Source organism: Arthrobacter sp. Sr24 (assembly GCF_054511175.1).
The window spans coordinates 45,734-63,624 of the sequence record NZ_JBTNDB010000022.1; the positions used below are offsets into that span (position 1 = coordinate 45,734).

The window sequence follows — 17,891 nt, forward strand, 5'->3', positions numbered from 1 at the left end:
TCAACCCCACAGCATTACTGGCCATGTGGATTACTCCCCGATGGCGCCGATGGGAACGATCTTGCCGTCCACCACCTTGTAGCCGTAAACGGTGGGGGCCTGAAGCTCGCCCTTCTCATCCCACTTGTAGTGCTTGCTCAATCCGTCCTTGTCATAGGTCTTGACCCATTCCAGCAGCGACGCGCGGTCCTGGTTTCCAGCATCGATGCCGGAGAGCAGAACGGTTGCGGCGTCGTAGCCTTCAATGGAGTAGGTTCCCGGGTCAATGCCGGCCAGCGCCTTGTAGTTCTTGGCGAATTCCGGAATCAGCTCACCGGGGATGCACGGGCAAGTGAAGTAGGCGTTCTTGGAAGCATCGCCAGCCTGCTTGATGAACTGGTCATCCTTGAGACCATCGGGGCCAATGAACGTTCCGGTGTAGCCCTTGTTGACCAGCTGCTGGTCAAACGGTGCACCTTCTGCGTAGTAGCCGGAGTAGAAGACGGCGTCGGCCTTGGAGTTCATGATCTTGGAGATCGTGGCCGAGAAGTCCTTCTGTCCCTGCGTGACCTTGTCAATGCCAGCCAATGCATCGCCGAGTCCTTCTTCGGTGGTCTTGCCCAGACCAATACCGTATTCGGAGTCATCCTGGACGAGGTAGACCTTCTTGGCCTGCAGCTTTTCAGTCATGAACTTTGCTGCTGCCGGTCCCTGAACTGCGTCATTGCCCAGTCCGCGGAAGAATGTTGTCCAGCCATTCTCGGTCAAACCCGGGCCAGTGGCCGCCGGGGTGACGTGCACCAATTTGACCTGCTCGAAGATGTTGCCCGTAGCCTTGGATTCGCCGGAGAACGGTAGGCCTACAACGCCAATAATGCCTTCTTCTTTGGTGGCCTGAGTGACCGGGCCGGTGGCCTTATTGGGGTCACCTTCCGTGTCAAACTTCTTGAACTGCACCTGGCAACCGGGGTTAGCCGCGTTGTGCTCGTTAATGGCCAGCTGCACACCGTTGAAGATGTTGATACCGAGCTGGGCGTTGGCTCCGGTTTGTGCACCAACGTAGGCCAATGTGGTGGTGTCGGCACAGGTGGCCTTACCATCGCCGGCGGGCAGGACCGCATCCTTAGGTGTCTCAATGCTGGTCAGCGCCGGAATATCAATGGCGTTACTGCTGCCGCCAGCCTCCGAGCTGCTTCCACCTTCAGGAGCCGCCGTGTTTGCACAGCCGGCGAGTAGCATCCCAAAAGTGGCGGCGGCCGCCAGCGTGGTCATAACTCTCTTGCGCGTCATTAATTAGCCTTCCAAAGTAAGCGCCAATACCCTCAGAACGCCGTCGTTCCGGGTGATACTGGCTTCACATGATCTCGACCCTACTCCGCGGTATGTGATACTCAGCACATTTTTTGCGTAAAGATCTGGTAACAGATGCCAATTCGCGTATTTATCTTGCCTTCTAGGACGTACGACGGCGTGTCTTGCGCAAGGTTCCTATTCTCACCCTTAATGTGCCCTCACCTCGTGCGAGCCAGCTTCGGGATTTCCCGCACCCGGAATTCTGGCCCGGTTCCTGGCCGGCTTCGCCCCGGATTCGCCACCCGGATTCGCCACCCGGAATCCAAATCGCAGATAACGCTAGAAAAACGCCGAAATCCTCGCATCAGCTGCTGTTTCGAAACTCTCGGTACGCATCAGCTGCTGTTTCGAACCGCCCCGTTCGCGTTCCAGGCAACAAAAAACCCGCCTCCACGAAGGAGACGGGTTCTTGCGGCGTGCTGTGCAGACTATACGGTCAGCGCTGCCAGGGTCTTGTTCAGCAAAGCCGACGGGCGCATGATCGCTGCAACCTTGGCTTCGTCGGGGCGGTAGTAGCCGCCCAGATCAACGGCAGAGCCCTGGACCTGTGCGAGTTCAGCAACGATTGCGTCCTCGTTGCTGGTCAGTTCTTCTGCCACGGCGGCGAAGGCTGCTGCCAGTTCGGCATCCACAGTTTGAGCTGCCAGTTCCTGAGCCCAGAACTTGGCAAGGTGGAAGTGGCTACCACGGTTGTCGAGTTCGCCTACCTTGCGCTTCGGGGACTTGTCCTGCAACAGGAACGTTCCGGTGGCGCGGTCCAAGGTATCGGCCAAGATCTGCGCGCGGGCATTGCCCTCAGTAACAGCGAGGTGCTCGAAGCTGACGGCCAGGGCAAGGAACTCACCCAATGAGTCCCAACGCAGGTGGTTTTCCTTCACGAGCTGCTGCACGTGCTTAGGAGCGGATCCACCGGCGCCGGTCTCGAAGAGGCCACCGCCTGCAATCAACGGAACGATGGAGAGCATCTTGGCACTGGTACCCAGTTCCAGGATCGGGAACAGGTCAGTCAAGTAATCACGGAGGACGTTACCGGTGACGGAGATGGTGTCTTCACCGCGACGGATGCGCTCAAGGGTGAAGGCGGTTGCCTTCTCCGGTGACAAGATCTGAATGTCCAAGCCATCAGTGTCGTGGTCCTTGAGGTACTCGTTGACCTTGACGATGAGGTTGGCATCGTGGGCGCGAGTCTCATCGAGCCAGAACACGGCCGGGGTGGCGGATGCGCGGGCACGGGTGACGGCCAGCTTGACCCAGTCCTGAACGGGGATGTCCTTGACCTGGCAGGCGCGCCAGATGTCGCCAGCTTCAACGTCGTGCTGGATCAACACGGTGCCGGCAGCATTGACGATCTGCACGGTACCGGTTTCGCTGAGCTCGAAGGTCTTGTCGTGGCTGCCGTACTCTTCGGCTGCCTGAGCCATAAGACCTACGTTGGGAACGGTACCCATGGTGGTGGGATCGAAGGCACCGTGTGCACGGCAGTCATCGATCGTAGCCTGGTAGACACCGGCGTAGCTGCTGTCAGGCAGAACGGCGAGCGTGTCATGCTCGCCACCGTCAGCACCCCACATGTGACCGGAGGTGCGGATCATGGCGGGCATGGAAGCATCAACAATGACGTCGGAGGGGACGTGGAGGTTGGTGATGCCCTTGTCAGAATCAACCATGGCCAGGGCCGGGCCGTTCTCGTAGCCGCTCTTGATGGCTGCTTCAACGCCAGCACGTACGTCCTTGGGCAGTTCGCCCAAGCCGTTGATGATGGAGGCCAAGCCGTTGGCTGGGCTCAAACCGGCAGCTGCCAGTGCGTCGCCGTAGTTGGCAAACAGTTCCGGGAAGTAAGCCTTGACCACGTGACCGAAAATGATGGGGTCTGAAACCTTCATCATGGTGGCCTTCAGGTGTGCCGAGAGCAAGATGCCCTCGTCCTTGGCGCGAGCAACCTGTGCGGCAAGGAACTCATCAAGTGCTGCTGCGCGCATCACGGTGCCGTCAACGATTTCGTTGGCCAGCACCGGCACGGATTCCTTGAGGACCGTGGTGGTGCCGTCTGCTGCAACGAACTGGATCTTCAGCTTGTCATCGGCTTCGATGACAACGGACTTCTCGTTGTGGCGGAAGTCGCCGTCGTCCATGGTGGCAACGTTGGTCTTGGAGTCAGCGGACCAGGCGCCCATGCTGTGCGGGTTGGCCTTGGCGTAGTTCTTGACGGACAAGGGTGCGCGGCGATCTGAGTTGCCTTCGCGCAGGACCGGGTTCACGGCACTGCCCTTGATCTTGTCGTAGCGCGCGCGAACGTCTTTTTCCTCGTCGGTGGAGGGATCGTCCGGGTAGTCCGGAAGCGCGAAGCCCTGGCCCTGCAGTTCGGCAATGGCTGCCTTGAGCTGCGGGATGGAGGCGCTGATGTTCGGCAGCTTGATGATGTTGGCATCCGGGCTCTTGGCCAGGGCACCCAATTCGGCCAGTGCGTCCAAAACGCGCTGCTCTTCATTGAGGTATTCGCCGAAAACGGAAATGATGCGACCGGACAAGGAGATGTCACGGGTTTCTACGTCTACGCCAGCGGTGGAGGCGAAGGCCTCAACAATCGGCAGCAGTGAGTACGTGGCCAACATGGGCGCTTCGTCTGTGAGGGTGTAAATAATTTTGGCCATGGGTGAAGCCTCTTTCCTGCGAAAATTCAGTGGATTACTTATGAATCTGGTGATCTTCTTTCCCTTCTAACTTACCCGAGAGAGCGGTTTTGGCCGCTATCGGGCCGTTTGGTGACGTACAGAGCAACTCACGCTGGAAGTGAACTTAGCCTTGCTTACTGTGCGAGGGAGAGGGTTTCGCCGTAGCGTAGAAGTCATGGAACTCAAAGGAAAACTCGCAGACGCCATCAACAACCAAATCACCCTCGAAATCCAGGCTTCAGTGGTTTACCGCCAGCTGGCCATCGAAATGGAAGTCCTTGACTTGCCCGGGATCTCGGGCTGGTTCTTGGCCCAGTCGGCCGAGGAGTTGGTGCACGCACAGAAATTCACCAGCCACATGACTGACCGGAACGCTGCACCCAAGATTGGCACCATCACGGCCCCGAACGTCATCATTAACTCGGTCTTGGAAGCCTTCGAGGCTTCCTTGGCCCACGAGCAGAAGGTTTCCGAGTCCATTCGTAACCTTTACCGCTTGGCCATGGCCGAGGGCGATATTGACTCCATCCCCCTGCTCAACTGGTTCGTCCAGGAGCAGTTGGAGGAAGAAGCTTCCGTCGGCGAGATTATTGGCCGTGTGAAGCTGATCGGCGCCGATGGCAACGGTCTGTTGCGTTTGGATGCCGAGCTCGGCGCCCGCGACGCCTCCGGCGAGTAACTCTCACCAGCCACACTCCCCCTCAGCTCTGCCTCAGCTCCAGAGGCTAAACGAAACGCTCGCTCATTAGATGAGCGAGCGTTTCGTTTAACTCCCCCAGATATGCGGGAGCGTTTTTTGGGGCTATGAACTTTATGGGTTGTTGAGCCCCTGCTGAGTAATGTTTTGCTGGTTTATGACTTGTTGGTTCAGGGCCTGTTGGTGGGCTTCGTTGTGAGCGTGCATGGCTGCATCGCCTGCATGCATGCCCGGCCCGCCCACCCCACCGGAATTCTTCGTTGAGACCGGGCGCATGGTCCCGTCGTCATCAACGCTCATGAGGATGTAGCGGCGGTTCTTCCCGCGGATCAGCATGACAACGGTGGTCACAATGCCCGCAACCACCAGAAGTGAGACAACAACAAAGAAGATAGTGAAGAACGTGTCAGAGAAAAGCATGTTCTCTAGCCAATTCCCCATGCCGTTGGATGTGGTGACGGTAATTTCTTCGAAGTCCTCCACGGCAACCCCTAGCGCGATCCGGTGGGCGGGATGGCCTGGCCGCCGGGGTGCGGCACGTGTTCTTGCGGCAGCGCTTCAGGCTTTGCGGAGCGGAAACGGCCCACGATCAGCAAGACCACAAGGGCCACCAGAATCAGCACGAACGCCCCGATCACGATGGTCATACCCAGCGCATCAGTCATATTCTTCACCCCAAAAAAGTTGAATAGTTTTGCTTCTTCTTCGAGTATGGCACCGCCTCAGCAGGAGAATTTCAAGCTGTGGCGCGAGTCGTAGAACATGGTCCAAACGGACGACGGCGGGAGGGCACCTTCGCCAAAGCAGCATGAAGCCGGGCTAAAAGTAGACCCCTGATCTGTGGCCCAGATCCACAGCTACGATAATGAGTTCGTTATCGCGGAGATCACAGATGACCCTGTAGTCACCGATCCTGTACCGCCACAGACCAGCAAGATTCCCAGTCAGCCCCTTGCCCAGGACGCGAGGATCATCCGATGCGGCAACGTCATCGAGATAATTGACGATCTTGGCGGCAATAGGACGGTCTAGTTTCTTTAGGCTTTTGAGAGCGTCTCGGTCATATTCAATCGTCCAGGCCAAGTTCTTGCCTTACCTCAGCGCTGGAGAGCGTGTCACGTTTACCAGCGCGAAGATCGGTGGCCCTCTGGGCAACCGCATATTCCCATTCGAGACGATCCAGCCCGGAGGTGATGAGCTCTCGCAGGTAGAACGATTTGGGGCGTCCTGTAGCCGCCGCGAGCCGGTCAAGACGGTCTTCAGTTTCTGGTGGAAGCCGAACCGTGGTTGGCATGAGCCGTTTCCTTTCGTGAATACGTGTATTCACAAGACTACGCTGGTTCCCTCGCACCGTCGAGGGGAGCTCGCAGCCACTCATGGCCAACAACAGCCCACAACAGCCCACAACAGCCCACAACAGCCCACAACAGCCCACAACAGCCCACAACAGCCCACAACAGCCAACAACAGCCAACAACAGCCAACAACAGCCAACGACGGCGGGAGGTCACCTTTTCACAAAAGGTGACCTCCCGCCGTCGTACTTCAGGGGAAAAACTAGCGGCGCATCGCTATCACGATGCCCACCAACAGGGCCAGAAAAGCTAGCATCGCCACGCCGATGAACAGCCTGGCGAGCACGCCGGGCTCCCCCAGCAGCCCATCGCGCATATTAGTGGAAGAAGTGGCGCGCACCGGTGAAGTACATGGTGATGCCGGCTGCGTTTGCCGCCTCAACTACTTCGGCGTCGCGCACGGAACCGCCCGGCTGGACCACGGCGCGAACACCGGCGTCGAGCAGGATCTGCAGACCGTCGGCGAACGGGAAGAACGCATCCGAGGAAGCCACGGCGCCGATGGAGCGCTGTGCGGAGGTACCGGTGGTGCCTGAGGCGCCGCCGGCTGCGTCAACATCGGATTCCACCGTGACGCCGAGCGTGTTAGCGCGCTCAACAGCCAGCTTGCAGGAGTCAACGCGGTTGACCTGGCCCATGCCAATGCCCACTGCGGCACCGTTGTTGGCGAGCAGAATGGCGTTGGACTTGGCGGCGCGGACAGCGGTCCAGGCGAACTTCAGATCCGCCAGAGTGGCGGCGTCGGCGGGCGCGCCGGCGGCGAGGGTCCAGTTGGCGGTGTCGTCGCCGTCGGCGTCAACCTTGTCGCTCATCTGGACCAGCATGCCGCCGGAAACCTGGCGAACCTCGGCCGGGTAGCGGCCGTACCCCTCGGGCAGGGCGAGCAAGCGGATGTTCTTCTTCGCGGAGAGGATCTCCACTGCTTCGGGCTCAAAGTCCGGGGCGATGACCACCTCGGTGAAGATGCCGGCAACTGTGCGGGCCATGGCCGCGGTGACGGTGCGGTTCGCGGCAATGACGCCACCAAAGGCGGAGAGCGGATCGCAGGCGTGAGCCTTGGCGTGCGCGTCGGCGATGGCGTCCACGGCATCCGGGGAGGCCACGGCCACGCCGCACGGGTTGGCGTGCTTGATGACGGCGACGGCCGGCTCATCGAAATCGAAGGCTGCGCGCAGGGCGGCGTCGGCGTCAACAAAGTTGTTGTAGCTCATGGCCTTGCCGTGGAGCTGATCTGCCTGGGCAATGCCCGACGGCGCACCCTTGTCCACATACAGCGCTGCCTGCTGGTGGGGGTTCTCTCCGTAACGGAGCACCTCGGAGCGTTCCAGCGAGTAGCCGGCGTAGGCGGGCCAGTCGATAACTCCGTCGCCGTCTTCGTCACGGAACTGGGATGCGGTCCAGGCTGCCACGGCGTTGTCGTACGAGGCGGTGTGAGCGAAAGCTGCGGCGGCCAAGCGCTGGCGGGCGCCGAGTGTGAAGCCGCCTTCGGTAGCGGCGGCAATGACGGAGCCGTACTTGGCCGGGTCAACAACAACCGCTACGGACGGGTGGTTCTTGGCTGCGGCGCGGACCATGGAGGGGCCGCCAATATCGATCTGTTCAACAACAGCGTCCTGGCTGGCGCCGGAATTGACGGTGTCAACGAACGGGTACAGGTTCACCACTACGAGATCGAAGGGCTCAACGTGCATTTCTTCGAGCTGGTGCACGTGGTCCGGCAGGCGGCGGTCAGCCAGGATGCCTGCGTGGATCAGCGGGTGCAGTGTCTTCACGCGGCCGTCGAGGCACTCCTGAAAACCAGTCACCTCAGATACTTCGGTTACCGGGATGCCCGCTGCGGCGATCTTGGCGGCGGTAGACCCGGTGGAAACAATGGCAACACCGGCGGCGTGCAGGCCCGTGGCCAACTCCTCCAAACCGGTCTTGTCGTAGACCGAGATCAAAGCTCGGCGAAGGGGAACGCGGTTAACGGGAACGCTGGTCACAGAAAATCTCCAAGGGTGGCTTGATGGTGGCGACGCTCATAAGTTTATGCCACGAGAGCGCCGGTATGATCTCCCTTATGACATCCCGTGATCTACGCCACGCGCCCTTCGCTGCCCAAAGCGGCTCCCCCGCAGTTTCGCGTGAACCTTACGCGGAGGATCCGGCGACGCCAGCTAAAGAGGCAACCCTTCCCGCAGATCTCCCCCGCCTGATCAATTCGGTCATCCTTCCCGGTTTTTTTGGCACAACTGTGCCACAGTGGCTGGAAGCGGCCCTCGAGAACGGGCTGGCCGGCGTCGTCTATTTCTCTCACAACATTGACCCGGACGCGCCGGAGCAGGTCTCTGCGCTCTCCGCAGCCATCCGCGCCGCCAACCCCAGCGCCGTCATTGGGGTCGATGAAGAAGGCGGCAACGTCACGCGTTTGCAGTCTCGCGACGGCTCCACCATTCCCGGTGCCGCAGCGCTGGGTGCTTTGAATGAGTTGGACACTACCGAGGCCGCCGGCCGCGCCATTGGCCAGCTGTGCCGCGGTGCCGGGATCAACTTGACCATCGCCCCGGTGGCCGACGTCAACACCAATCCGCTCAACCCGGTGATCGGGGTGCGGGCTTTCGGCGCCGACACCGCGCTGGTCAGCGCCCACACCGCAGCTGCGGTCGCCGGCATCCAGAGTCTGCGCGTGGCCGCCTGCGCCAAGCACTTCCCCGGTCACGGCGATACCGTTGCCGATTCCCACATGGACACCGCCCGCGTGGATCTGACCATGGCGCAGATGCGCCAGTTCCATCTCCCTCCGTTTCAGGCAGCCGTGGACGCCGGGGTGGCCGCCATGATGAGCGCGCACATCATCATCCCCGAACTCGGCGAGGCGCCCGCCACCCTCAACCCGGCTGCGAGCGCGCTGCTGCGCACCATGGGTTACGACGGCGTGCTCATCACCGACGCGCTGGACATGGCTGCCGTGCGCGCAACGGTCGGCCCCGGCGAGGGCGGTGTGCTGGCGCTCTTGGCCGGCAACGATCTGCTCTGCGTGGGCAATCCACTGAACGCGTACACCACGGGCCGCGATGACGAGTCCTGCTATACCGAGGTGTACGATGCTCTCTTCGCTGCCGCCATCTCCGGCCGGCTGCCGGTGGAGACGTTGCGCCGCGCCGCAGCTCGGGTGCAGGCGCTGGCGCGGTGGACTGCGGAGGAAGTTACCGAAGCTTTGGAGGTCACTGAAGCGTCCGACGACGTCGATTGGGTTTCGGTTGCGGCGCGCGCCTGCCGCGTTGACACGCCGGGCAAAAAGCCTGTGCTCACCGGTGCTGGGTCCGTCACCTTGGTGGATGCTCGCACCGGTCATAATATGGCAGCCGGCCCCACCGAAAACTATTTGACTCGTGCGTTGAACAACTACGGTGTGGAGGAGCTGCAGGCCTCAGAGCTCTCCAGCGCCGAGCTTGAGGTGGCCCTGATGCAGGCCCAGGCCAACCCTGCTGGCAGCAGCGCGGTGCTGGTTTTAGTTGACTCGTTGGCTTCGGCTGATCAGCTGGAAACCCTTGAGCTGATCCTTGCCACCGCACCCCAGGCGGTGTGCATCAACGCTGGTCTGGTACCAGGATCCACGCCCACCCGTTTCCCCACCATTCACGCTCACGGATTCAGCCGCGTCACCGCCCAGGCCGTGGTCCGCGTGCTGGAATCCAGCTAGCAAGGTCCCGACCCGGCCCAACGCCCCACATGCACGCCCCACATGCACGCCCCACCTGCGTCCAGAAGGAATCCCATGAACACCCCCAAGAACTCTGAAACCACCATCGACTCCGTCCGCGCCGAGATTGGCACGCTCGTCACCGAGGCCGCCAACCCAAAGTATCCGGATCTCGCGGCCCTATCCACGCAGGAGCTCGTTGCCGGGATGAATAGCGAGGACACGCTGGTCCCTGCCGCGATTGAACGCGCCCAAGAAACCATCGCCGCCATCATCGATCAGATCGCAGCCCGCATGCAACGCGGCGGCCGCCTCATCTATGTGGGTGCCGGAACTCCAGGTCGCATGGGCATCTTGGACGCCAGCGAATGCCCACCCACTTTTGGAACCGACCCGTCCCTAGTGGTCGGCGTGATCGCCGGCGGCCAAGCAGCCGTGAACCAAGCGGTAGAAAACGCCGAGGACAGCGAGGAAGCCGGTGCCGCAGACATGGCCGCTCTCACTCTGAGCGCCAACGATTCCGTGGTAGGCATGGCCGCTTCCGGCCGCACCCCCTACGTGATCGCCGCCATTAAGGCCGCCCGCTCACAGGGCGCCTACACCGTTGGCTTCTCCTGCAACACGAACTCACTCCTTGGCGCCGCAGCTGACACCGCACTGGAGATCGAGGTGGGCCCCGAATTCCTCTCCGGCTCCACCCGCCTCAAATCCGGCACCTGCCAAAAGCTGGTCTTGAACATGATCAGCACCATCACCATGGTCCGCCTCGGCAAAACCTACAAAAACGTCATGGTCGATCTGCGCGCCACCAACGCCAAACTCCACGCACGCAGCGAACGCACCCTCATGCGCGTCACCGGCTGCGACGCCGCCTCCGCCACCACTGCTCTCACCGCAGCCGGCGGGCACGTCAAGACTGCCATCCTCGCCATCATGACCGGCCTTCCCGCCGACCAGGCAGCCACCCTGCTCGCCGAGAAAGCTGGCTTCCTCCCGGTGGCCATTGACGCCAGCACCGAATAACATGACACCCACTAGTACGACGACGGATCTCCCCTCATGAGCTCCCCTCACCTTTCTTCCACGCTGGCTCCTACGCTCTCCTCACGGACACAGTTGCGCGATGCTCTTCAGCGCCTGCTGGATGAGGCGCTCACTGACGGTATTGCACCTGCCGTGAGCTGCGCCGTCGTGCTTGGCGGCAGTGACCTGCCTGTCCTCACGGCTGGAACGGCCGGGCCGGATACCTTCTTTGATCTTGCCTCGATCACGAAACTCTTCACCACCGTCACGGCGTTGGCGCTGGTGGACAGCGGGGTACTTGCACTGGATGCACCTCTTGGGCGGCACTTGCGTTCTTACTCCCGCGGGGAGAAGTCCGCTGTGACGCTACGGCATCTGCTCACGCACACGTCTGGGCTGCCGTCGGAGTGGAGAGGCTGGCAGGAGAGCTTGTCGCAGGGGCGCGACTTCCAACGCACAGAGTTGGTCGCCGATCTGCTGACACTGGATTTGGACGCCGCCCCGGGGACTCACTTTGAGTATTCTTGCGCGGGATTCAACACGGTTATGGCTCTGGCCGAGCACGTCACTGGCACGCCGTGGGCGGAACTGGTGCAGTACTGGGTGTTGGAACGACTGGCCACGCATGACATCACGGGAAGTCCCCGCCTTGAGCAGTGTGCCCCTACCGAATTCGCGCCGGGTCTGGGCCGTGGGGTGGTGCAAGGGATTGTCCATGACGAGGCCGCGTGGTCGTTGGGTGGTCTCAGCGGCAACGCCGGGATGTTCGCCACCGCCGACGGGCTGCGAGTTTTTGGCGCCGCTGTACTCGCGGGCTTGCCGGGGATCCTCTCCCCCGCCCTTGCGGCAGAGATGTGGCGAGACCAGTTACCTGACATGTTGGGCTCTCACTTCAACCCCGTCGAGCCCGGTTTTGGCCAGGGACTGGGGCTGCGCATCAACCAGCAGCGGTGGATGGGCGCCCTAGGCTCGCAAGCCCGCGGGCACGGCGGATTTACCGGCACCTCATTGTTGGTGGACAAGAACAAAAACGTAGCGATTGCGCTAGTGTCTAACCGCGTGCACCCCAGCCGGGACGGGGATGACGCGACGGGCCTGCGTAAGTCTGTGTCCGACGTCGTCTATTCTTTTGCCTAGCGAAGCTGTGCCGCATCAGAAGCTGTGCCGAGTGAAAAGGAGGGCGCTGTGAGTGCCCCACAAATAGCCTTGACCGGCGACCGGGTTGTCCAAGAGTTGCCCTGGAAATGGCGAGTGCAGGGCAGCATTTTCCTTATTGGCGGGCTCGGCTTCATGTTCGACGCCTGGGATGTGACGCTCAATGGTTTTCTGATTCCGCTGCTGTCCAAGGAATGGGGACTATCGCCTGGGCAGGCTGCGTGGATTGGTACTGCGAACCTGATCGGCATGGCCGTGGGCGCCTTTGCGTGGGGGTCTATTGCGGACATTATTGGGCGCAAAAAAGCCTTCACGCTGACGTTGCTCATCTTCTCGCTGTTCACTGTGCTGGGAGCTTTCTCAAACGAGATCGTACTGTTTTGCGTGTTCCGGTTCATGGCTGGTTTTGGTCTGGGCGGCTGTATCCCGGTGGATTACGCGCTGGTAGGCGAGTTCACGCCGCGCAAACACCGCGGCCGGGTCCTGACGGCCATGGACGCATGGTGGCCCATCGGCGCCTCGCTATGCGGCGTGGTCTCTGCGCTGCTCATGGCATGGTTTGGTGACTGGCGCTTTTTGATGCTGGTCATGGTTTTGCCTGCGCTGCTGGTTTTTTGGGTCCGGGTGGGTGTTCCGGAGTCCCCGCTGTATCTGGTGCGGGCAGGCCGGCCAGCCGAGGCTAAAGCCGTGATTGATTCTTTGATCAAACGGACCGGGGCCGATGTTGGAGACTGGGTGCTACCTGATCCGGCCACTGCACCAAAGCTCTCGTTGGGCAAGGTCACCGACCAGCTGGCGGGTCTGTGGCGTTTCAACTGGCGCATCACCGGCGTTGCGTGGTCGCTGTTTCTGACCATCTTGTTGGTGTATTACGGAGCGCTGACCTGGATGCCGTCCATTCTGGTATCCACCGGTTACGCCGAAAACAAGGCCTTCATGGCGACGGCGGCCATGACCGGCATTGGTTTACTCGGCGTCATTGCCGCTGCCCTGCTCGTGGAGCGGGTAGGGCGAAAATGGATCCTAGCCATCACTGGACCGTTGGCTGCGCTTTCACTGGTGATCTTCGCCCTGGTACTGGACGCTCCGGTGGCCTCACAAATCTGGTTGCTGGTGTTTGGCTTTGTGGTTCAAGTGGCCATCCCGGTCCTCTATACATACGTGTCTGAGCTGTACCCCACGCATCTGCGGGCCACGGGCTTCGGGTGGGCCTCCACCATCTCGCGCGTGGGCGCCGGATTGGTGCCGTTGATCTTCGGCTCCATCCTGTGGCCGGTGCTAGGACTGCCGCTGACGTTCGCGCTGACCGGTGGGCTAGTGCTGCTGGCCGTGATCTGGATGGCGATCTCGGCACCCGAGACCAAGGGCGCGGCGCTGGATTAGGCCGCCGGTGGCACAGCCGTCGTCGCCTGCCCCTCACGCCCGCCCCCGAATTCGAGTTGCCATTAGATGTTGATGTTTTTCGTTAACATCAACATCTAATGGCAACTCGAATTCAGGCGGCATCGATTCGCCTGTGGATAACCCGAAAACGGTCAATTTTCCGGGAAACAATTGGGTATGCGTCGAATTGAGCTTCCATCTCACCTCCTCCTGAGGTCGTTCACGGTCATGAGCTCAGACGCTGCCGGAATTACCCGTCAACGCACCCGGGCAGGCGATTTGATCCACGTCTCCCGTGGTATTCGACGGCCCATCGCGGTCGTTACCCAAGGCACGGCAGCCTTGGCAGCATATACGGAGATTAATCCTCGAAGCGTACTGAGTCATGGCACTGCCGCGCGAGTGTGGGGAATCCCCCTACCGGTTCGAGAACAAAATGACGCACAGATCCACATAGCGAACCCAGTTCCATTGAGAGCCCCCCGGCGCGCAAATGTGTTGGGACACCGCCTAACTCTCTACCGCGGAGAGGTCTGGAACAAGAACGGTGTCCGTCTCACAAGCCGGGCTCGGACGTGGCTTGATCTAGCCTCAAGCCTGTCCTTGAAAGACCTAATCGCGGCCGGTGATTACTTAGTTTGCAGCCACGGAGCCGAATTCCCAGCCCCCCGCGAACCGAAGTGCACCGTTGATGATCTGGCGGAGGTGATCGCGCACCACCCCGGTATACGTGGCCTGCGCAAAGCCCGTGCTGCGTTGGAACTCATCCGTGTCGGCGTGGACTCGCCTCCGGAGACTTTCATGCGGCTCGCATTGGTTGAGGCAGGGCTTCCCGAACCTGAAATTAACGAGTTGGTACGCGACGAGTTTGGCAGGGCGGTGCTCTGGCCCGACGGCGCCTACCGTAAGTATCGAATTAGCCTTCAGTACGACGGTGGCCACCACAATGATCCACGTCAATATCAGCATGACATTCAGCGGCTGGAAACCACTAGGAGTCTAGGTTGGGAAGAAATCCGGATCGCAAGTGCCGATCTGCGCGGCGAGGACCCTGCAGCTGTCCGCAAAATTGCGGCAGCTTTGAAGGCAAAAGGCTGGCGTTCACCCTAGTCAACTTCGATGTGACACTTAATGTTGATGTTGGCGCAAAACATCAACATTAAGTGTCAACTCGAATTCAGACGGTGGCGTGAGCCCCGCCACCCTGGGACCGGCGCATCACTGCAACAGCGTTCAGCCCTCAGGGTTCATCCACCTTCGGCAGGTAGTCTATTGCCGACCATTTCATTCAACCTGGAGGACTATCCATGAACGCCCTGCTTCCCACCGCCTTCGCTACTGCCGGACTGCTTGGCGGTTACCAAACGGCACGTGCCACCAAGAACCGGCAGCTGGGCGGCGCCGTGCTGGCAGCCGCGGGTGCCGCAGCATTCATGGGTTGGCGCAAAAACGCCGGGACCACAACCGCTATTGCCCTGACCCTCACCTATGTAGCGGCCTTTGGCGGTTCACACCCGTTGGCAAAGAAGATGGGTTCTTGGCCGGCCGTCTACACCGTCACGGCCGCAACTGCTGTGGCCTCTTTGGCGTTTGGCCGCCCCAAAAAGTAGTCCTTGGGGTTCTTTGGCTGGGGCCGGGCGGGTGCTGGGCATCACTCCACACGCGCTATAGACCCACGCGCCGTAGACTGGGATACTTGGCTTCCGCTCGCGCCGCTTCCCCCCACCGAAAGAACTCATGGATCTCGCATCCGATACCACCGGTTTTCTGCACAGCTTCTGGATCTATTTGCTGGGCGGTGGCTTCGTCATGGCCTCAGCCATCATCCCGCCCATCCCCAGCACCACGGTCTTCGTCGCCCTGGGTGCCATTGCCGGGCTCGACGGCGGACCCGCTGCGGTGCCGCTGGTTCTCGCCATGATGGCAGGTGCCGTGGCCGGAGATTTGCTCACTTATTGGGGCACCAGGTTACTGGGCCACACACGCTGGGGTTCGAACCGGGGTCCCCGGCGGCAACGAGCCGTGGACGCGGCCACCCGCAGACTGCGCCAACGGCCGTTTATATTCATGCTCACCTCACGGTTCATTCCGCTGGGCCGGCTCTCCTCCAACATTGCCGCCACGATAGCTGGCTACCCGCTGCGAGCATTTACCGTTTTCTCGTTGGTTTCGGCTGGGATTTGGTCGCTGTACTCGGTGGGTATTGGTATTCTCACTCAATTCTGGCCGGGCATCTCTACCCAAGTGGCCGTCATCATTGCGATCGCGTTTTCACTGGCCCTAGGATGGCTCCTTGGCAAAGTCTCCACGTGGTTACTCGACCGCAAAAAGGCGAGGGAAATACCCGCCGTCGTTCGCTAGTTAGGCGTAACTCAGCTACTTACCAGGTCAGGCGCGGGCCAGGTCTCCCAAAACTTTGATGAGCAGTTCACGCTCGGCCACCTTGATGCGCTCGTGGAGGGAATCCTCGGTGTCCTCGGGGAGAACGGCCACCGGCGTCTGGGCGATGATGGGACCCGTGTCCACGCCGGCGTCCGCAAAGTGCACGGTACAGCCAGTGACTTTCACCCCGTAAGCCATGGCGTCGCGGACACCGTGGGCGCCGGGGAACGCCGGCAGGAGCGCCGGGTGCGTGTTGACGTACCGGCCCTCGAAAGCGTTGATGAAGCCGGGGGCTACGATTCGCATGAATCCGCTGGAGATCACGTAATCGGGTTTGTAGGAAGCTACCTTTTCCAGCAGTGCCGCGTCCCAGTCGGTGCGGGTGGCGTAGTCCTTGAAGTTCACAACGAAGGTTTCAAGGCCGGCGTCGGAGGAGCGCTGGATGCCAAAAGTGTCGGGCCTGTCGGCACCCACCGCAGCAATTTCCAAGGGCAGGCTGCCGTCGGCGACGGCGTCGATCACGGCTTGAAGATTTGAACCGGTTCCAGAGACTAAGACAACTATGCGCATGCCCTCAATTTTAGGGGCAAGGGACGGGCATGCCCTATTCGGGGTGCTCGTCACCACGGCGGGGTAGTGCCATCGATGGGCGTTCGCCCTCTAGCCACGGCCCGGCTAGTGCGCCGATCATGACACCGACAGCCACTTCAATTCCTAGCCACATCGCCGCGCTCAGCGGATCCGGACCCACGTGGGTAAACCGTCCAATGCCAAGCGATCCTTGAGAGATCCAGAACAAGATCCCGCTCAGGAAAGCTGTCACCGCACCAATGGCCGCGCCAAGGAAAAGTGTGGAGACCGGCAGGGAGATCCAGCGCTGACGGACTTTGAGTGAGAACCACTCGTCAAAGTGGTTTTCACCGGCACGGAAAAACCACCACCCGGCGAGGACACCGGCGACTACGGGAATGCTCAGGGCGGCGTACCCCCAGGACAAATCACCAACGGGCAGTGCTGCCAACAGTGGAATGGGCGGCACTGGTGCCACGCTGGTGGCGAGCGGAGAAACGGTAGAACCAACGCCCAAAGCGAAGCCGTCCCCACCCGTCCAGGCCAGGGTCCAGATGGTCAGGTTGGGCATGAATCCTAGTTGGGCCAGGGTCAGTGCTGCGCCTCCCACTGCTCCGGGACGTAATGCTTGGTAGACACCGACGATGTCGTTCCAGCGCACCATGATGGTGATGGTTAGCAGCAAAGCTGAGAGGGAGAGCGCAGCCATGGTCGCCACAAAACTGGCCCGCACGGCCGAGACTGCATAGGATCCAGCCCATCGTTGGTCTTGGCTGGTTCGAGAGATCCAGTCTGCGGCGTTGACTCCGATAAGTCTGCCCCAGGACCCCGCCTCAAGCCGGATGCCGATGATGAGGCCCGCCCCGGCAGGGATAAGCGGGATCAAGGTGCTGGCGATCAGTGGAGCGCTGACTTCGGGTGAGCTACAGACAAACGCGGTGGCCAATCCGGCGCCGGCGTAAACCGCCAGCGCGCCGAACAAGGGCTGCCATAACTGGTCCGTGTAGCAGGCGCGAGCCAGGCGGCGTCCGGAACGCCACGAAAGTAAGAAGGGAATCAGCGCCAGCCCCAGCGGCAAAAGACTGAACAGGCCTGTTTCCAGTGATGCAGAACTGGGTCCGCTGGACTGTGTCAGGTCCAGGGGAACACCGTGGCCAAGCAACCAGATATGGCCACCTAAACGGGCCGCGACAGAAACGTCCTGCTGCGCAAAGCCTCCCGTGAACCAGGTCGCCGCCAGTGGAATAGCGACCATGAGCGCCGAGATCACGTACATTTGGGTGGCTTCGAAAGCCCCCTGCAGCCACAGCGGCATGGGTATTCCGTTGCGCTGGGGCTGGTCCGCTTTGCTGTTCATCGTCTTCAATGGTGCCACATGGCAGGCCGTGGGCTGGCCAACGGCGCTGGTTGAGTTGGACACAGGGCTACAGAGGCCGTTCGGGACCCGGAACGGAAGCTGAAACCGCGGCTTAAACGGCGCCCTTGCGGGTTCCTAAGCGGCTTTGGCCGCTAATCCACGGTTCCCGTGAGTTCATCCGACTCTTCTATGTCTGTCAAGCCGCATTTTGAAGGGTTCTATTTTTCGCTGATGCGGTGAGGATGCGGAAGACTTTTCGGGCGAGGTAGCGTTTGATGCA

At 60.9% G+C, this 17,891-nt stretch carries 18 protein-coding genes; 8 read left to right on the forward strand and 10 right to left on the reverse strand.

Features of this window, described 5'->3' with window-relative positions:
• Nucleotides 1-30 precede the first annotated feature (30 nt).
• Together ACX80D_RS13735 and ACX80D_RS13740 are read right to left on the reverse strand one after the other, a co-directional pair.
• Nucleotides 31-1,269, reverse strand: coding sequence for a branched-chain amino acid ABC transporter substrate-binding protein (locus ACX80D_RS13735; RefSeq protein ID WP_459323387.1), 1,239 nt, complete (start codon nt 1,267-1,269; stop codon nt 31-33).
• Nucleotides 1,270-1,760: 491 nt separating this feature from the next.
• A complete protein-coding gene (locus ACX80D_RS13740) occupies nt 1,761-3,983 on the reverse strand; it encodes an NADP-dependent isocitrate dehydrogenase (protein ID WP_459323389.1) in 2,223 nt (740 codons plus the stop codon).
• A 196-nt stretch (nt 3,984-4,179) separates the two neighbouring features.
• On the opposite strand from ACX80D_RS13740, the gene ACX80D_RS13745 reads away from it, so the two are divergent.
• Nucleotides 4,180-4,683 carry a ferritin gene (locus ACX80D_RS13745; protein ID WP_459323390.1) on the forward strand — a complete coding sequence of 168 codons (504 nt, stop codon included), beginning with the start codon at nt 4,180-4,182 and terminating at the stop codon, nt 4,681-4,683.
• Between the two features lie 132 nt (nt 4,684-4,815).
• Here ACX80D_RS13745 and ACX80D_RS13750 read toward each other — a convergent pair whose 3' ends face one another.
• The 6 genes from ACX80D_RS13750 to purH all read right to left on the reverse strand — a co-directional run bounded on the left by ACX80D_RS13750 (nt 4,816) and on the right by purH (nt 8,041).
• Nucleotides 4,816-5,184 (reverse strand): hypothetical protein, encoded by a 369-nt coding sequence (locus tag ACX80D_RS13750; protein WP_459323392.1) that lies wholly within the window; start codon nt 5,182-5,184, stop codon nt 4,816-4,818.
• A gap of 8 nt (nt 5,185-5,192) precedes the next feature.
• Complete coding sequence (locus ACX80D_RS13755) at nt 5,193-5,366, reverse strand: hypothetical protein (RefSeq protein ID WP_459323394.1); 174 nt, start codon at nt 5,364-5,366, stop codon at nt 5,193-5,195.
• A gap of 154 nt (nt 5,367-5,520) precedes the next feature.
• Complete coding sequence (locus ACX80D_RS13760) at nt 5,521-5,784, reverse strand: type II toxin-antitoxin system RelE family toxin (protein ID WP_459323396.1); 264 nt, start codon at nt 5,782-5,784, stop codon at nt 5,521-5,523.
• A complete protein-coding gene (relB, locus tag ACX80D_RS13765) occupies nt 5,768-5,995 on the reverse strand; it encodes a type II toxin-antitoxin system RelB family antitoxin (RefSeq protein WP_459323398.1) in 228 nt (75 codons plus the stop codon). Before relB ends, ACX80D_RS13760 begins: the two co-directional genes overlap by 17 nt.
• A gap of 263 nt (nt 5,996-6,258) precedes the next feature.
• Nucleotides 6,259-6,396: a hypothetical protein gene (locus tag ACX80D_RS13770; RefSeq protein ID WP_459323400.1), complete on the reverse strand. Its 138-nt coding sequence runs from the start codon at nt 6,394-6,396 to the stop codon at nt 6,259-6,261.
• On the reverse strand, nt 6,374-8,041 hold the full coding sequence (gene purH, locus ACX80D_RS13775; RefSeq protein WP_459323401.1) for a bifunctional phosphoribosylaminoimidazolecarboxamide formyltransferase/IMP cyclohydrolase: 1,668 nt from the start codon (nt 8,039-8,041) through the stop codon (nt 6,374-6,376). The genes ACX80D_RS13770 and purH overlap by 23 nt, the downstream gene beginning before the upstream one ends.
• Before the next feature lie 77 nt (nt 8,042-8,118).
• On the opposite strand from purH, the gene ACX80D_RS13780 reads away from it, so the two are divergent.
• From ACX80D_RS13780 to ACX80D_RS13810, 7 genes are all read left to right on the forward strand, one after another.
• Nucleotides 8,119-9,741, forward strand: a complete 1,623-nt coding sequence (locus ACX80D_RS13780; protein ID WP_459323403.1) for a glycoside hydrolase family 3 protein — start codon at nt 8,119-8,121, stop codon at nt 9,739-9,741.
• 75 nt (nt 9,742-9,816) lie between these two features.
• Entirely contained in the window at nt 9,817-10,764 is a 948-nt protein-coding gene (murQ, locus tag ACX80D_RS13785) for an N-acetylmuramic acid 6-phosphate etherase (RefSeq protein ID WP_459323405.1), read from the forward strand.
• Between the two features lie 36 nt (nt 10,765-10,800).
• Nucleotides 10,801-11,901: a serine hydrolase domain-containing protein gene (locus ACX80D_RS13790; protein WP_459323407.1), complete on the forward strand. Its 1,101-nt coding sequence runs from the start codon at nt 10,801-10,803 to the stop codon at nt 11,899-11,901.
• A gap of 48 nt (nt 11,902-11,949) precedes the next feature.
• Nucleotides 11,950-13,302 carry an MFS transporter gene (locus tag ACX80D_RS13795; protein ID WP_459323409.1) on the forward strand — a complete coding sequence of 451 codons (1,353 nt, stop codon included), beginning with the start codon at nt 11,950-11,952 and terminating at the stop codon, nt 13,300-13,302.
• A 228-nt stretch (nt 13,303-13,530) separates the two neighbouring features.
• A complete protein-coding gene (locus ACX80D_RS13800; RefSeq protein WP_459323411.1) occupies nt 13,531-14,412 on the forward strand; it encodes a hypothetical protein in 882 nt (293 codons plus the stop codon).
• Nucleotides 14,413-14,609: 197 nt separating this feature from the next.
• Nucleotides 14,610-14,912 (forward strand): hypothetical protein, encoded by a 303-nt coding sequence (locus tag ACX80D_RS13805; RefSeq protein WP_459323412.1) that lies wholly within the window; start codon nt 14,610-14,612, stop codon nt 14,910-14,912.
• Nucleotides 14,913-15,039: 127 nt separating this feature from the next.
• Complete coding sequence (locus ACX80D_RS13810; protein ID WP_459323414.1) at nt 15,040-15,663, forward strand: DedA family protein; 624 nt, start codon at nt 15,040-15,042, stop codon at nt 15,661-15,663.
• A 27-nt stretch (nt 15,664-15,690) separates the two neighbouring features.
• Here the strand turns inward: ACX80D_RS13810 and purN are convergent, their stop codons facing one another.
• Nucleotides 15,691-16,254: a phosphoribosylglycinamide formyltransferase gene (gene purN, locus ACX80D_RS13815; RefSeq protein ID WP_459323416.1), complete on the reverse strand. Its 564-nt coding sequence runs from the start codon at nt 16,252-16,254 to the stop codon at nt 15,691-15,693.
• A 34-nt stretch (nt 16,255-16,288) separates the two neighbouring features.
• On the reverse strand, nt 16,289-17,611 hold the full coding sequence (locus ACX80D_RS13820; protein WP_459323417.1) for a cell division protein PerM: 1,323 nt from the start codon (nt 17,609-17,611) through the stop codon (nt 16,289-16,291).
• Nucleotides 17,612-17,891: the final 280 nt, after the last annotated feature.

What these genes read in the sequence shown, in the direction of transcription:
- purN (WP_459323416.1), bottom strand. Translation starts at nt 16,254, where the DNA reads ATGCGCATAGTTGTCTTAGTCTCTGGAACCGGTTCAAATCTTCAAGCC.
- murQ (WP_459323405.1), top strand. Translation starts at nt 9,817, where the DNA reads ATGAACACCCCCAAGAACTCTGAAACCACCATCGACTCCGTCCGCGCC.
- ACX80D_RS13755 (WP_459323394.1), bottom strand. Translation starts at nt 5,366, where the DNA reads ATGACTGATGCGCTGGGTATGACCATCGTGATCGGGGCGTTCGTGCTG.
- ACX80D_RS13735 (WP_459323387.1), bottom strand. Translation starts at nt 1,269, where the DNA reads ATGACGCGCAAGAGAGTTATGACCACGCTGGCGGCCGCCGCCACTTTT.
- ACX80D_RS13740 (WP_459323389.1), bottom strand. Translation starts at nt 3,983, where the DNA reads ATGGCCAAAATTATTTACACCCTCACAGACGAAGCGCCCATGTTGGCC.
- ACX80D_RS13820 (WP_459323417.1), bottom strand. Translation starts at nt 17,611, where the DNA reads ATGAACAGCAAAGCGGACCAGCCCCAGCGCAACGGAATACCCATGCCG.
- ACX80D_RS13790 (WP_459323407.1), top strand. Translation starts at nt 10,801, where the DNA reads ATGAGCTCCCCTCACCTTTCTTCCACGCTGGCTCCTACGCTCTCCTCA.
- relB (WP_459323398.1), bottom strand. Translation starts at nt 5,995, where the DNA reads ATGCCAACCACGGTTCGGCTTCCACCAGAAACTGAAGACCGTCTTGAC.
- ACX80D_RS13810 (WP_459323414.1), top strand. Translation starts at nt 15,040, where the DNA reads ATGGATCTCGCATCCGATACCACCGGTTTTCTGCACAGCTTCTGGATC.
- ACX80D_RS13805 (WP_459323412.1), top strand. Translation starts at nt 14,610, where the DNA reads ATGAACGCCCTGCTTCCCACCGCCTTCGCTACTGCCGGACTGCTTGGC.
- ACX80D_RS13745 (WP_459323390.1), top strand. Translation starts at nt 4,180, where the DNA reads ATGGAACTCAAAGGAAAACTCGCAGACGCCATCAACAACCAAATCACC.
- ACX80D_RS13800 (WP_459323411.1), top strand. Translation starts at nt 13,531, where the DNA reads ATGAGCTCAGACGCTGCCGGAATTACCCGTCAACGCACCCGGGCAGGC.
- ACX80D_RS13780 (WP_459323403.1), top strand. Translation starts at nt 8,119, where the DNA reads ATGACATCCCGTGATCTACGCCACGCGCCCTTCGCTGCCCAAAGCGGC.